At 65.0% G+C, this 13,936-nt stretch carries 15 protein-coding genes and 1 tRNA gene; 13 read left to right on the top strand and 3 right to left on the bottom strand.

Annotation, left to right across the window (positions count from 1 at the left end; all coding sequences use genetic code 11):
- The first annotated feature begins 5 nt into the window (after window positions 1-5).
- From ACVZTU_RS05580 to ACVZTU_RS05590, 3 genes are read left to right on the top strand one after another with little or no spacing between them, the layout of a single operon-like run.
- Entirely contained in the window at window positions 6-179 is a 174-nt protein-coding gene (locus ACVZTU_RS05580; RefSeq protein WP_139468580.1) for a twin-arginine translocase TatA/TatE family subunit, read from the top strand.
- Complete coding sequence (gene tatC, locus ACVZTU_RS05585; RefSeq protein WP_248283959.1) at window positions 176-1,000, top strand: twin-arginine translocase subunit TatC; 825 nt, start codon at window positions 176-178, stop codon at window positions 998-1,000. The genes ACVZTU_RS05580 and tatC overlap by 4 nt, the downstream gene beginning before the upstream one ends.
- Window positions 988-1,443, top strand: a complete 456-nt coding sequence (locus ACVZTU_RS05590) for a twin-arginine translocase TatA/TatE family subunit (protein WP_139468579.1) — start codon at window positions 988-990, stop codon at window positions 1,441-1,443. The genes tatC and ACVZTU_RS05590 overlap by 13 nt, the downstream gene beginning before the upstream one ends.
- Window positions 1,444-1,467: 24 nt before the next feature.
- On the opposite strand, the gene ACVZTU_RS05595 is transcribed toward ACVZTU_RS05590, so the two are convergent.
- The 3 genes from ACVZTU_RS05595 to ACVZTU_RS05605 all read right to left on the bottom strand — a co-directional run bounded on the left by ACVZTU_RS05595 (window position 1,468) and on the right by ACVZTU_RS05605 (window position 5,400).
- Window positions 1,468-2,064, bottom strand: a complete 597-nt coding sequence (locus tag ACVZTU_RS05595) for a hypothetical protein (protein ID WP_139468578.1) — start codon at window positions 2,062-2,064, stop codon at window positions 1,468-1,470.
- 203 nt (window positions 2,065-2,267) lie between these two features.
- Window positions 2,268-3,524 (bottom strand): serine hydrolase domain-containing protein, encoded by a 1,257-nt coding sequence (locus tag ACVZTU_RS05600; RefSeq protein ID WP_482401559.1) that lies wholly within the window; start codon window positions 3,522-3,524, stop codon window positions 2,268-2,270.
- 151 nt (window positions 3,525-3,675) lie between these two features.
- Window positions 3,676-5,400 (bottom strand): biotin carboxylase, encoded by a 1,725-nt coding sequence (locus tag ACVZTU_RS05605; RefSeq protein WP_258041904.1) that lies wholly within the window; start codon window positions 5,398-5,400, stop codon window positions 3,676-3,678.
- A gap of 184 nt (window positions 5,401-5,584) precedes the next feature.
- Between ACVZTU_RS05605 and ACVZTU_RS05610 the strand changes: the two genes are divergently transcribed.
- The 10 genes from ACVZTU_RS05610 (at window position 5,585) to ACVZTU_RS05655 (ending at window position 13,886) form a co-directional block, all read left to right on the top strand.
- Window positions 5,585-6,034, top strand: coding sequence for an FAS1-like dehydratase domain-containing protein (locus ACVZTU_RS05610; protein WP_139468577.1), 450 nt, complete (start codon window positions 5,585-5,587; stop codon window positions 6,032-6,034).
- On the top strand, window positions 6,031-6,474 hold the full coding sequence (locus ACVZTU_RS05615) for a MaoC/PaaZ C-terminal domain-containing protein (RefSeq protein ID WP_139907283.1): 444 nt from the start codon (window positions 6,031-6,033) through the stop codon (window positions 6,472-6,474). The genes ACVZTU_RS05610 and ACVZTU_RS05615 overlap by 4 nt, the downstream gene beginning before the upstream one ends.
- Complete coding sequence (locus ACVZTU_RS05620) at window positions 6,471-7,580, top strand: UDP-N-acetylmuramate dehydrogenase (protein ID WP_139468575.1); 1,110 nt, start codon at window positions 6,471-6,473, stop codon at window positions 7,578-7,580. The genes ACVZTU_RS05615 and ACVZTU_RS05620 overlap by 4 nt, the downstream gene beginning before the upstream one ends.
- Before the next feature lie 10 nt (window positions 7,581-7,590).
- Complete coding sequence (locus ACVZTU_RS05625; protein ID WP_248283956.1) at window positions 7,591-9,240, top strand: metallophosphoesterase family protein; 1,650 nt, start codon at window positions 7,591-7,593, stop codon at window positions 9,238-9,240.
- A gap of 122 nt (window positions 9,241-9,362) precedes the next feature.
- Window positions 9,363-9,435: transfer RNA gene (locus ACVZTU_RS05630), tRNA-Trp, on the top strand.
- A 95-nt stretch (window positions 9,436-9,530) separates the two neighbouring features.
- On the top strand, window positions 9,531-9,809 hold the full coding sequence (gene secE / locus ACVZTU_RS05635) for a preprotein translocase subunit SecE (RefSeq protein WP_101547325.1): 279 nt from the start codon (window positions 9,531-9,533) through the stop codon (window positions 9,807-9,809).
- Between the two features lie 82 nt (window positions 9,810-9,891).
- A complete protein-coding gene (gene nusG / locus ACVZTU_RS05640; protein ID WP_139468574.1) occupies window positions 9,892-10,758 on the top strand; it encodes a transcription termination/antitermination protein NusG in 867 nt (288 codons plus the stop codon).
- Window positions 10,759-11,183: 425 nt separating this feature from the next.
- Window positions 11,184-11,621 carry a 50S ribosomal protein L11 gene (gene rplK, locus ACVZTU_RS05645; RefSeq protein WP_025776636.1) on the top strand — a complete coding sequence of 146 codons (438 nt, stop codon included), beginning with the start codon at window positions 11,184-11,186 and terminating at the stop codon, window positions 11,619-11,621.
- Between the two features lie 64 nt (window positions 11,622-11,685).
- Window positions 11,686-12,381 (top strand): 50S ribosomal protein L1, encoded by a 696-nt coding sequence (rplA, locus tag ACVZTU_RS05650; protein WP_101555448.1) that lies wholly within the window; start codon window positions 11,686-11,688, stop codon window positions 12,379-12,381.
- A gap of 227 nt (window positions 12,382-12,608) precedes the next feature.
- Entirely contained in the window at window positions 12,609-13,886 is a 1,278-nt protein-coding gene (locus ACVZTU_RS05655) for a helix-turn-helix domain-containing protein (RefSeq protein WP_376906934.1), read from the top strand.
- The last annotated feature ends 50 nt before the right edge of the window (window positions 13,887-13,936 follow it).

A 13,936-nucleotide genomic window follows, 5' to 3' on the forward strand; every position in this document is an offset into this window, starting at 1 on the left:
CCATCATGCTGCACAACCTCACGGGCTGGCACGCCCTCGTCATCCTCGCCATCATCATCCTCGTCTTCGGCGCAGCCAAGCTGCCTGCACTCGCCAAGAGCCTCGGGCAGTCTGTGCGCATCCTCAAGGACGAATCATCCGACTCACGGGCGGGTGATGAGACGGAACCCCACTCATGAGCACCGCCGCGGAGAAGATGCCGCTGTCCGCGCACCTTCGGGAGGCGCGGACACGGGCGGTGCGCGCGGCGGTGGCGCTGCTCATCGGCACGGTCATCGGATATCTCACCTCGGATTTCGTGATGGACGTCCTCCGGGCCCCGATCACCGAGCTCGCCGAGTCCCGCAGCGCTTCGCTCAACTACGACAGCGTCACCGGCGCCTTCGACCTTCAGCTGCGCATCGCCGTGTACTCCGGGATCGTCCTCTCCAGCCCGGTGTGGCTGGGAGAGATCTTCGGATTCCTCACCCCGGGACTGACGGCGAAGGAGAAGAAGGTGACGTTCGGCTTCCTCGGTGCCGCAGTACCCCTCTTCGTCGCCGGCTGCCTCACCGGCCTTTACGTCTTCCCCCGGATGGTCGCAGTGCTCACTTCGTTCGCCGCGAGCGAGGACAGCACCATTCTGCAGGCGTCCTACTATTTCGACTTCGTGTTCAAGATCGTCATCGCCACCGGCGTCTCCTTCGTCCTCCCGGTCTTCCTCGTCGTCCTCAACTTCATCGGCCTGCTCCCTGCACGATCGATCGCGAAGGCCTGGCGAGCCGCCATCGTGGCCATCGTGATCTTCGCCGCACTGATCACCCCGGCCGCCGACGTGCTCTCCATGTTCTTAGTCGCGGCCCCGATGGCGCTGCTCTTCCTCGCTGCGCTCGTCATCGCGTGCATCCACGACCGGACCCGAGGCTACGGCCGGATGGTCGGTGATCCGCACGTGGAGGAGGAACGGTCCGGGCGAGTGCCGATCCCGCCAACGGAAAGGACTCGGACATGTTCGGCCTGAGTTTCGAGAAACTGATCATCGTCGGCATCTTCGCTGTGATCGTCATCGGCCCACAGCGGCTGCCCCACTACGCGCAGAAGCTCGGCGAGTTCGCCCGCCTGCTCCGTGCCCAGGTCGATACGGCGCGGACTCGGGCCGCCGAATCGATGGGCGCCGAGGACTGGAGAACTCTTGATCCGCGACAGTACGATCCGCGCCGGATCATCCGAGAGGCGCTGGACGAACCGGGCAGCGCCCGGAGCTCGGAGACTGCTGCCCCGGGTTCGACTGAGCATTCCGAACGTGCCCCGGGCGGGAACACTCGATCCCTCGCCGAGGCGGCCGGCAGCGTTGTCATCACCGGTTCGTCCGGACATCCGCGGAGACGATTCGTCGCCCGCACGGCCGAAGGTCGTACGGGCGACGATGAGCGTGCAGTCGCAACCTCAGGAACCGATCGATGACCAGGGGAGGGGCCGCCCCGGTGATCAGTCCTTGAAGTCGAAGTCTTCCTTGTCGATGCCGGGGAACATGAGTTCGTACTTGATCATCTGATCCTTGTGATCGACGATCTTCACGGTGCCGAAGTACTTCTTCCTGCCTTTGTACGCGTCCTTGTCCTTGACGGTGACCTGGCACGATTTGAAGCCGTACCACTCGCGGAGCTCCATATCGGAATCGCACTTGGCTTCTTTGACCTTCCAATCGAGCTTGTTCTCGAACAGGTCGATGAGGTCGGCCTCGATCGACGAGGCGGGCACGATGCCGTTGCCCTTCTTGTCGATCTTCATCCCGTCGTCGCTGGCCCAGTTCGTCGTCTTCGCAGCATCGGCGAACGGATCGGTCGATTTCGTGTCGGTCGGCTCCGCCTCGGCGGGTTCGGATCCCGGGGCCTCGGCCTCTTTCGATTCGACAGCACCTCCGCCGAATCCGCCTTCTTCGGTCTGCGGGGCCTCGGACTTCTGATCCTCGGCGGGCTTGTCCCCTCCGGAGCCTCCGCAGGCGGTCAGGGACAAGGCGAGAACGGTTCCAGCGGTGGCCGTCAGCAGGCGGGGCATCCAGGTGGACCGGCGAATCGGGGTCATCGTGTTTCTCCTTCGCACTCAGGCGATCACAAACGTTGTCGATACACCACGATTCTGCCACGGCCGGTTGCCGCGAACCCCGGTTCGGTGTGCGGATCCGGCGACACCTGTGGCGATTCGGGCACATCCGCACCGGGAGATGGCCCCGGGTCCGGTGGCGGGAGGGAGCCGGATCCGGCCTGCTCCACGGCGATCGGCTCCGGCTACTCCGCGGCAGGGGAGTTGACGGCCTTCGCGAGAGCCTCGAATGCGCGGATCGTCGGGAACAGCTTCGTCGCATCCTGCGGCAGCCCCCAGCTCGAGAGCTTGACGCCGAGGACGTTGGCACCCGGGTTCATATAGATCATCTGCCCGTGGATGCCGAGGGCGAGGAACGCATGAGAATCGGGGAACGGGAACCAGAACTGGTTGTGATACGCCCCGCCCGGCATCCGATTGTCTCCGGGCCCATCGGCGAACGCCTGACGCACATCCTCGGAGGTGGTCAGCGTATCGCCGATCCACGTCGTCGGCGCCACCTGCTGTCCGGTCAGCGACTGCCCGCGGTTGGTGTAGACGTAGCCGAATCGGGCGAGATCGCGCAGAGTGGTGTTGATTCCGCCGTCGAACATCCCGACCCCGTACTGGTCGGTGGCGATGATCGCGTCCTGTTCGGCGCCGATCCGAGACCACAGCACCCGCGACATGAGCGACTGCATACTCTCACCGGCGATCTTCTCGCACACCCATCCGAGCACATCGGTCTCGCACGACCGGTATTCGAAGACCCCGCCGTGCTCGGACTTCGCCTCCAGGGTGGTGAGGAACTCGTACATGCCGATGCCCGGGTTCTCCCGCTTCGCCTCGGACCAGCCGATCGACTCTTCGATCTGCCGGACCTCGGACTTCGGGTCGAGGTAGTCCTCGGAGAAGCGGATGCCCGACCGCATATCGAGGACATGGCGCACGGTCGCCCCCGCATAGCCGGACTCGGCGAGTTCGGGCACATAATCGGTGACGAGGCGGTTAGGGTCGAGGTCACCCGAACCGGCGAGCACCCCGGCGACAGTGCCGACGAGCGATTTGGACACCGACATGAGCAGATGCTCGGTCGACGCGGTCATCTCCCCGAAGTACTCCTCGGTGAGCACGGTCCCGTTGTGCATGAGCATCCAGGCATCCGTGTCGGTGGATTCGATGACGCTGCGGACGCTGCGGGCCTCCGAGTACTCCGTCGCGGGAACCTCGACCTCGCCGAGATCCTGTGGATCGGCGGGCAGCTCGGCCACAGGACCGGTGCCCCGGGAGATCGGCGTCGTGGGAAGGACCCGTGCGACGTTCTGGAACGACCAGCGCACATTGTCGGGATCCTGCCAGTTGTCCCGGTCGATTCCGGCCGCCGGATCGACGGGAGCCGATGGGGCCACGGGCTGGTCCGCCGGGGGAGTGGCCGCGGTCTGGTCCGGTGACGGTTCGATCACTCTTCACCTCTGATTCTCGCATCGGTCTGTCCGCGGAACGGCTCCGCGGACGGCAGCTGGGAGCCGCCTCGGGTCGTGTTGAGATTATCACCGAGGCGGCTCCGCGCTTCGCGTATATCTGCCCTTCGCGTACAAGGGGGCGGCGCCGGGCTCAGTCGCCTTTGGCTCCGGGTCCGCCGAGGGCCGGCGACGGATCGTCGGCGACGACCGGAACTCCGGCGTACATCGCCCTGATCGAATCGATGAAGTGCTTGGCCCGGATGCTCAGCGCATCGGGTCCGCCGACGTTCGTCTGCAGCGGATTCTTCGTCACCAGGACTCCGAGGTCCGCGCCCTTCCACCGGTAGTCCCCGGCCCCGAAGATACGCAGGAAGAACACCTCGCTGCCGTTCTGCAGGGGGTGCCAGTCGAGTGCCGCACGTTTGTACGTCAGCGTCCCGTACTGGTCGAGATAGTACTGACCGGTCAGCGGGGAATGCGTGATGTACTCGGTGATCGGAGCCGTCTCCTTGATGATCATCTGGCTCCACTCGTCGGCGCCGGAGAGTTCCTCCCACCGCTCATTGATCTCGGTGACATCGAGATCGAATTCGACGTCGAGATATTCGAGCAGGTGGAACAGGAACAGGGGCACATCGGCATAGGCGCCTGCCGTGACGTTCGTGATCGCCGAGGCCCCGGAGATGCGCGGATTGAGCTCACCGAGGTAGCAGTCGTCGTTGTCGAGATCGACGAGGACATCGACTTCGAAGAACCCGCGATAGCCGCGTTTGCGCAGGCCTTCGCCCATCTTGCGCACGAGCTCACGGGTCTGCGCCCGCTGCTCTGCGTTGAGGACATCGGGTTTCATCTCGTTGCCGCACCAGCCACCCTTGTACGGGGTGAGCTCGGCGAAGCCGGCCAGCTCTGTCAGATACGGACCGACGACGACACCGCTGGAGGTGATGACCGCCTCGACGGCGACCGGAGTGTTGTTGATCCGCTTCATCACTTTTAGCTGCTCGCCGATGATGTCGTCCTTGTGCGCCTCCCAGCCCGAGGCATCGGAGATGAAGAACGTCGTCTTCCCGGAATCGCCATACGGAGTCTGCACGACGAGATCCGTGCCCAGCCCCGCCTCGGCGGCCCGCTCATTGAGCTCTTCATAGGTGTCGGCGGTGGTCAGCACGTTCGGGACGGAGAACGCACCGGCCTCATTGCCGAGTTTCGTCGTCTCGATCTTCGAATCGAGCTGATTGCGCAGGGCTGCCGACGGCAGGATGAGGTCGTAGCCGAGCTCTCGGCAGATCCGCTCGGTCTCCTCGTCGAAGAAGACCATCGCGACCTTGACCCGCTCACCATGGGGGACGTTGCGCGTCATATGGGCGCGCACCTCGGCGTTGAGCAGCAGCCAGTTGTTGATCGCCTCACCTGATTCGAACTCGACATAGGGCTTGTAGCGCGGGGAGAAGACACGCGGATGTCCGCCGTCCCAGCCGTCGTAGTAGGTGATGTACGAGAAGTTGCGCACCCACCGGTCGAGACCGAGCAGGTTGAACGGAGTGGCTCCGACGAAGAAGATCGGGGTCTGATTCGTGCGGAAGAAGTGCCGGACCTCGGAGACGTTGCGCAGCGGTCGACGCAGCTGAACTCTGTCGGCTTCTTTGCCGGCGTAGGCGGCGTCGGTGGCCACCGCCACTTCGACCTGCGGCGGGTCGACGTCGGCGGGTGCCGGTGCCGGATCAGAACCGCCGGCTGCTGGTGCAGGCGCAGCGGGGGCGCCGGGGCCAGGTGTGTGCGGTGAGGGGACCGCGACTGCGTCTTTGACTCGTGCGCCGGGCGTCACCGTCTGTGCCTCGGGACTCTTCGGGTCAGCGCTGGGGGATTCGTTCGTCATCGCACTACTCCTTACCAAATGTGATGTGGACAACATATACCAGTTTCGAAGCCATGAGCCCGATGGTGCAGCAATTGTGTGAACCGGATACGAACGCGCGATCAATTCTTCGCCGGTGAGCCTCATCCTGAGGCCGTGCTTTAGGCTGGTGTCGATACCGACCCCAGTGGAAGAGAGAGCGCATATGCCGGTGAATACGGAGAAGCAGGGGGCCACGTTCTCCCTGCCTCAGCCCTATGAGGTCTCCAGGGAGGCGATCGCGGAATTCGCGCTCGCCACCGGAGCGAAGGCCGATTACCATTTCGACGCCGAGGCGGCCACCGCGCTGGGCTACCGCGACGTCGTCGCCCCGACCACCTTCGCCGTGATCATCGCGCAGAAATCGGAAGCCGCCTATATCTCCGACCCGGAATCGGGCATCGACTTCTCGAAGGTCGTCCACGGCTCCGAACAGTTCTCGTTCAACCGTCCCATCGTCGCAGGTGACTCCCTGTCCGCCGTCACTCACGTCGACGGAGTCCGGGCCGCCGGCAGCAACGCCATGATCACCACCCGCACCGAGATCACCGATGTCGCGGAGCAGCCCGTCGTCACCGTGACCTCGACCATCGTCGTGAGAGGAGACGGAGAATGAGCGCCATCGACTTCTCCACACTGACCATCGGAGACACCGTCGTGGAATCGGAGATCCCACTGTCGCGTGCCTCCCTCGTCGACTATGCCGCAGCCTCGGGCGATCACAATCCGATCCACTGGAACGAACGTTTTGCCCGCGAAGTCGGCCTCGACGATGTCATCGCCCACGGGATGCTCTCGATGGCGGCGGTCATCGCTCCGGTGGCCGAATGGCTCGGCGACCCGGGTGCGATCGTCGACTACCGGACCCGCTTCTCCGCCCCCGTCGTCGTCCCCGATGCCGATTCCGGATCACCGGCCACCCCGACGACCTCGCTCAAGCTCACCGCCACCGTCGGCGCCGTCGACCCTGCCGTCGGCACGGCCCGCATCGACATCTCCGTGAAGTCCGGCGAGGCAGATGTCCTCAGCCGCACGCAGGTTCGGATCTCGGCGTGACCGAAGCCCACCCGCAGGAACTCTCCGGCTTCACCACCTTCCGCCTCGGCGGACCGGCCCCGCAGGTCACGGTTGCGAACACCCGAGACGAACTGCTCGATTTCTGCGCCGCCCACCCGCTCGAACTCAACGGTCAGGAACGGTCCCGCGTCTTGTTCATCGGCGGCGGATCGAATCTGCTCATCGCCGATGCCGGATTCGACGGTGCGGTCTGCGTGGTCCGAACCACCGGAGTGGAGACGACCCAGACCACGACGACCGACACCCGGGTCACCGCCGAGGCGGGGGAGGACTGGGACGCCTTCGTCGCCCACACCCTCGACCTGGGGCTGTCCGGGCTCGAAGCACTGTCCGGGATCCCCGGGTCGGTCGGTGCGACCCCGATCCAGAACGTCGGCGCCTACGGCACGGAGGTCGGCGAGCTCATCTCCTCCGTCGAGGTCTTCGACCGGGTGTCCGGTCAGATCCGCCACCTCACCGCAGTCGAACTCGAATTCGGCTACCGCACCTCGGCGCTCAAGCGCGCCCAGATCGCGGCCGGAACCCCGCAGTACGTCGTGCTCTCGGTGACCTTCGACCTCCAGCGCAGCGACGAGTCGCTGCCCGTGCGCTACGCCCAGCTCGCATCGTCCCTCGACGTCGAGATCGGCAGCCGCGTCCCGGCCGCACGAGTGCGCGAGAACGTCATTGCGCTGCGCAGGTCGAAGGGCATGGTCCTCGACCCAGCCGATCACGACTCCTGGTCGGCGGGATCCTTCTTCACCAACCCCATCGTCGAGAACGCCGAGATCCTGCCCGCCGAAGCTCCTCGCTACCCGGTGACCGACCCGCTCAGCGGAGCGAAGATCGAAGGGAAGACGAAGACCTCAGCGGCCTGGCTGATCGAGCATGCGGGGTTCTCCAAGGGCTTCAGCCTGGGTGCGGGACTGGCTTCGCTGTCGACTAAGCACACCCTGGCGCTGACGAATCGGGGACACGCGAGCACGGCCGATGTGATCGATCTCGCGTCGACCGTCGTCGCCGGCGTCGAGGACGCCTTCGGCATCACCCTCGAACCCGAACCGACCTTCATCGGCTGCTCCATCGACGACGGGAAACGTCCTTAGACTGGTGGCCGTGTCATCACGACGGAGAATCACCGCACTCGTCATCACCCTGACTGCGGTTGCGCTTGTGACCCTGCCCTGGGCGCTGTTCACCTCGCGCGCCGATCTCACCTTCGGCCCGCATGAGGCGCAGTACCGGATCACCGCGGATTCCCGACTCACCGTCGACTTCGGCCCCCTGGGCAGACTGCTCGTCCCCACCGAGGATGTCATCCCTCTCGGACTGGGACTGCACGTCGACATCGGAGAGATCCCCGTATCGGGTGATTCCGGTGACGACGAGCGACCTGCGGCCGATCCCGCGGAGGTGGCGGACCCCGGCGGGGGAAGCGTCGACGCCCTCGGCGGCGACATCGCCTCCTACGCGTCGCTGTTCTCGGCCCCGCAGGCGCAGATCGACCAGGTCATCGACGGACTCAGCCAGGAGATCCTCACGCGATGGGCGCTGGCAGTGTGCATCATCACCGGGGGACTCGTCGGTCTGGCCCTCTTCCTCGGGCCCGCCCGGGTCGACACCATCATCCGCGCCTTCGTCGGCAAGGAACTCCTCGCCATCGGACTGGTGCTCGTGCTCGTGCTCACCGGACTGGGCGCCGTCGTTCTCAATCGTCCGAAGCCGATCGCGGCCGATCCGGCATTCGAGGGCACGCCACTGGCCGGATCCCAGGTCACGGGCCGCCTCGGCGGCATCATCGACACCGCATTCGGTGCGGTGCAGGACTTCGCCGACGACAACGACGCCTTCTACGACGAGGTACTCGCAGCCCTGCGGGCGCAATGGAACGACCGCCCGATCACCGGGAACTGGACCGATCGGGGACTCGTCCCGACTGCCGGAGTCGGCGCACCCGCTGCCGACGGCGGCGAGGGCGAAGGGCAGAAGGGTGTGTCCACGTTCGTCTACGGCTCCGATATCCACTGCAATATCGGAATGGCCCGCGTCGTCGGTGCGGTGGCGGAGATGAGTCGGGCCGATGCCTATATCGACGGCGGAGACATCTCCATGACGGGCACCTCGGCCGAGAACTACTGCCTCGACGTCGTCGACGACGAATTGCCGGAGAAGCTGCCGCGCATGATCGTCAAAGGCAACCACGATTCCATGGAAACGACGCGGCACGCGAGGGCGCGCGGGTGGAACGTGCTCGAGGACTCCAGCGCAGAGATGGCAGGGGTGACCTTCTTCGGTGCCGCCGACCCGCGCCGGACCGTGTTCGGGTCCGGTCCGCAGCTGGAGACCGACCTCACCGCCGACCAGTACGCGCAGCGGCTGCGAGACGAAGCCTGCCGGGCCGATTTCGACATCATGCTCATCCACGATCCCGCCGTCGGCGGACCGAGCCTGCGCTCGGGCTGCGCCGACTACGCTCTCAGCGGACACTGGCACCGACGGGTCGGACCGGAGAACTTCGGTTCGGGAACCCGCTACGTCAGCTCGACGACCGGGGGCGCACTGGCGAACGCCCTGACACCGGGACCGCTGAAGATGAACGCGGAACTGAGCATCATCCGCGTCGACAATGGGACGAAGCGCCCCATCGACGTGCAGATCATCACCGTCACACCCGACAGACAGGTGCAGATCGACCCCTGGGTGAGATTCCCCGAACCCAGGCCCCTCGTGGGCCAGCCGCCTGTCGATGAGTCGGTGGGTGAGTGAGCGTCGACACGTTCGAGACATTGCTTCGGCACTCGGTTCGACGAATAACGGTCGAGCACGGTATGCTCGTTTCTCGTGGTCGGACACCACAGGGATCGACACGATCGCTCAAGTCCGATCAGAGGGGTGTGGCGCAATTGGTAGCGCAACGGTCTCCAAAACCGTAGGTTGCAGGTTCGAGTCCTGTCACCCCTGCGCAGTTGACTCTGCCGAAGTCTCATCGGCCAGGCGCCGTCCTCGACCGGCACGAACAATTGTGAAGCCAAACGAAACCGACCGAGTGAGGATGTGTGAGCGACACACCGGCAAAGCAGACTGGCAGCGCACCCAACAGTGCCTCCGGTCCAAAGAAGCTCGGATTCTTCGGACGAATCCTGCAGTTCTTCCGCGAAGTGGTGGCAGAGCTCAAGAAGGTCGTCACTCCGACCCGGAAGCAGCTGCTCAACTACACGCTCGTCGTGCTGGGCTTCATTCTGTTCATGATGCTTCTCGTCACGGGCCTCGACCTGGTCTTCGGCAAGCTCGTCGGCTGGGTGTTCGGCGGAACTCCGCTGTGGCCCCTGTGGTGATACGGCCTCAGCCGTGAACCACCCCAAGCTCAAACTTCACTCCCTACCGGGAATCACAAAACGCGAAGCGAGGAATTGATCGGTGTCGGATACCAACTCACCTGAGCAGGAGACCCCTGAGACCCAGGACGTCACTCCCGAGGAGTCGGGTGCCGCTGTGGTGCCCGAAACCGAAGAGGCGGCCATCGACGCCGAGGCGACCGCCCCCGTCGAGTCCGCTGACGCTGACTCCGCAGAAGCTGCCGACTCCGCTGACGAAGCCGATTCCGCTGACGAAGCCGACGGCGAGCAGGACGATGCTGCCGAAGACGTCGCCGCCGCCGACGAGGTCGACCCGGCCGAAGAATTCAAGGCCGAGCTGCGCATGCAGGAGGGTGACTGGTACGTCATCCACTCCTATGCAGGCTACGAGAACCGCGTGAAGCAGAACCTCGAGAACCGCACCGTCAGCCTCAACCTCGAAGAGTTCATCTTCGAGTCGCAGGTGCCGATGGAAGACGTCGTCGAGATCAAGAACGGACAGCGCAAGCAGGTCCGTCGTGTGCGCATCCCCGGCTACGTGCTCGTGCGCATGGAACTGACCGACGAGTCGTGGGGCGCCGTGCGCCACACTCCGGGTGTCACCGGATTCGTGGGCAACGCATACGACCCGACTCCGCTGTCGATCGACGAGGTCTTCTCGATGCTCGCCCCGATCTTCGAAGAGCGTCAGGCCGAAGCCGCCGCTGCCGAAGGCCCCGCCGCCGAAGCCGCTGCGAAGTCCGCGCCCATCACCGAGGTGGAGTTCGAGGTCGGCGAGTCCGTGCTCGTCAAGGAGGGCTCCTTCGAGGGCCACCCCGCGACGATCCAGGAAATCCGTCCGGAATCGCAGAAGCTCACCGTGCTGCTGTCGATCTTCGAACGCGATGTTCCCGTCGAACTCGGCTTCGACCAGGTCTCGAAGCTCTGATCGCCGCATAGTTTCACTGATCGCCTCGACGCGATCGTGACCGAAGGGGCCCGGAATTCTCCGGGCCCCTTCGGCGTTCCCGCGTTCACTGGCTCGGCCGCCTCGGCGAGGGGATTGTGTCGTTGGGGAAGGGATTGTGTCGATCAAGGCTGAGCGCAGTTGTCGAACCGTCTACGGGGCGATATCCGGGCCCGCGCTTGAACGACGGCGCCGAGGCGGTCGCACCGAGGCGGTCACATCAGCCGGCGACGCTGTCCCGCCTCGGCGAGGGAATGATCGGGTGATGCCCCTCACGAGCATTTGCCCGCAGGCGGGCGCGCATGGAATACTGGTGTGGTTTGATTGCGGCCCTTATCGGAAGGCCGCTGTCGAACGATGTGCTGTATATGTCTGGCACATCGAAACCTCAAGATTAAGGACCGTACATGCCTCCCAAGAAAAAGGTAGCCGGCCTCGTCAAGCTCCAGATTCAGGCAGGTGCCGCTAACCCGGCTCCTCCGATCGGTCCGGCGCTTGCCCAGCACGGCGTCAACATCATGGAATTCTGCAAGGCCTACAACGCCGCCACAGAATCCCAGCGCGGAAACATCGTTCCCGTCGAGATCACCGTGTACGAAGATCGTTCGTTCGACTTCGTGCTCAAGACCCCGCCGGCAGCCGAGCTGATCAAGAAGGCCGCCGGAGTGAAGTCGGGTTCGGCTACTCCGCACACCGTCAAGGTCGCTCACCTGAGCGCCGACCAGGTGCGCGAGATCGCCACCACGAAGATGCCCGACCTGAACGCCAACACCCTGGATCAGGCCGACCGCATCGTCGCCGGAACCGCGCGTTCCATGGGCATCACCACCGACATCGAGGTCTGAGACCTCACCCCACACAGTGGCAGGGCCCACGCAGCCCACACCACGACTGCAAGGAGTAAAGCAGATGGCAAAGCGTTCGAAGGCCTATCAGGCCGCGGCTGAGAAGATCGCCGCAGATGTGAACTACGAACCGGCTCAGGCGATCGCCCTGGCCAAAGAGACCAACGTGGCGAAGTACGACGCCACGGTCGAGGTCGCTCTCCGCCTGGGTGTTGACCCCCGCAAGGCGGATCAGATGGTGCGCGGCACCGTCAACCTTCCGCATGGTACCGGTAAGACCGCTCGGGTCCTGGTGTTCGCTGCCGGCGACCGTGCAGAAGCTGCCCGTGAAGCAGGTGCTGACTACGTCGGCTCCGATGACCTGCTGGAGAAGGTGGCCGGAGGGTTCACCGACTTCGATGCCGCTGTTGCGACCCCTGACATGATGGGCAAGGTCGGTCGTCTCGGTAAGGTGCTGGGTCCCCGCGGCCTGATGCCGAACCCGAAGACCGGCACCGTGACCATGGATGTCGCCAAGGCCGTCAACGACATCAAGGGCGGAAAGATCGAATTCCGCGTCGACAAGCACTCGAACCTGCACTTCATCATCGGAAAGGTCTCCTTCTCCGAGGAAGCTCTGCAGGAGAACTTCGATGCTGCGATCGAAGAGATCCTGCGTCTGAAGCCGTCCTCCTCGAAGGGCCGCTACATCAGCAAGGCCACGATCACGACCTCGAACGGCCCCGCCGTTCCGGTCGACCACTCGGGTCTGCGCATCTGATCTGATCGATGCACCGGCAGAGGGCGGGAAGCGATTCGTTCGCTTCCCGCCCTCTGCCTTCCCAATTGCTACCTGACGGCGGCCCAGCAACCTCGCGCGAGGTTGCTGGGCCGCCGTCAGGTAGTTCGGGGAGTGGACGGGCTCTTGTCCGCGGGCGGGTTCGCGATTAGATTATGAGCAGTTGAGGCTCTCTTCCGACACCCGCCGATGGAGGTGGACCGTCCGCCATGGATTCGACGCTGCTGCTCGAAGACACCTATCAGCGTGCCGTTCGCCGCGCACATGAGCGTCTGGCCGGGCCATCGGATCCTCTCCTCCCTGCACCATCGTCGGAGCCTGGTGTGCGCGCCTCGGTGTTGGAATCCTGGGACCGGTCTCTTGCCCGGTTGCGCGACCCCGACAGCGTGGAGGTCCAAGTCCCGTTCGAAGCCGATCGCCTCGCCGAGGTGCGCCGGCGCCATCCTTTCCACGCGATCATGCCGCTGCTGCGATCCCACCTCATCGAACCCGCCAAGGATGCCGGTCTGCTCGCCGCCCTCGGCGACGAACAGGGGCGATTGCTCTGGGTCGAGGGGGAGCGAGGCGTCCGGAACCGCGCCGAAGCCATGGGATTCGTCTCCGGCTCGGACTGGTCCGAAGAGGTCATGGGCACTTCCGCCCCGGCGCTGGCCCTGCGCTCGGGCCGTCCGGTGCAGGTCAGCCGCGCCGAGCATTTCGCCCCCGACGTCCATTCCTGGAGCTGCAGCGCGGTCCCCGTCACCCACCCTCTGACCGGGCAGGTCATCGGCATCATCGATGTCACTGGGGGAGACGACGCTGTGTCCTCGATCGTGCTGCCGCTGCTGTCCTCGACAGCCAAAGCCGCAGGTGCCCAGCTGTCCCAGCTCTTCACCCCGCAGCAGATGCACACCGACACCGAGGCGGCCGGAACCAGACTCACCGTGCTCGGTCCCAGCCCCGCCCTGGAAGGCCCGGACGGCACCCGGATCCCGCTGACCCGCAGGCACGCCGAGATCCTGCTTCTGCTGCACCGGTATCCCGACGGCATCAGCGGAGCCGGGCTGGTGGAGCGGCTGTGGACGGTCGGCGGCAGCGAAGTCACGGTCCGGGCGGAGATCAATCGTCTGCGCAGAACGATCGACAGCTTCGGCGATCTGCGCATCGACGCGCGCCCCTATCGACTTCGCGGGGACGTCGATTCGGATCTTGAGCGAACCGTTCAGGCGCTGGCCAACGGTGACGCGGATTCGGCCCTCGAACAGTTCATCGGAACCGTCCTGCCGGACTCCGATGCTCCGGGAGTGCGGGAGATCGGAGCGGAAGTCAACGCACTCATGCGCGAGACCCTGCTGCAGGACGGAACCTGGCAGCAGTTGTGGCGGTTTGCAGATCTCCCGGACTTCCGTGACGACGTCGAAGTCCTCATGACCGTGCTGCGTCTGGCCCCGCCCGAGGCTGCCGAACGCAACGCCGCGGTCGTGCGTCTGGAGGCGCTGGGTCTCTGAACTCGGCGAACCCATCGCGGTTCGGCGTGCGGGACGGTTCGACCGCCTCG

The organism is Brevibacterium sp. OS20 (assembly GCF_056837565.1).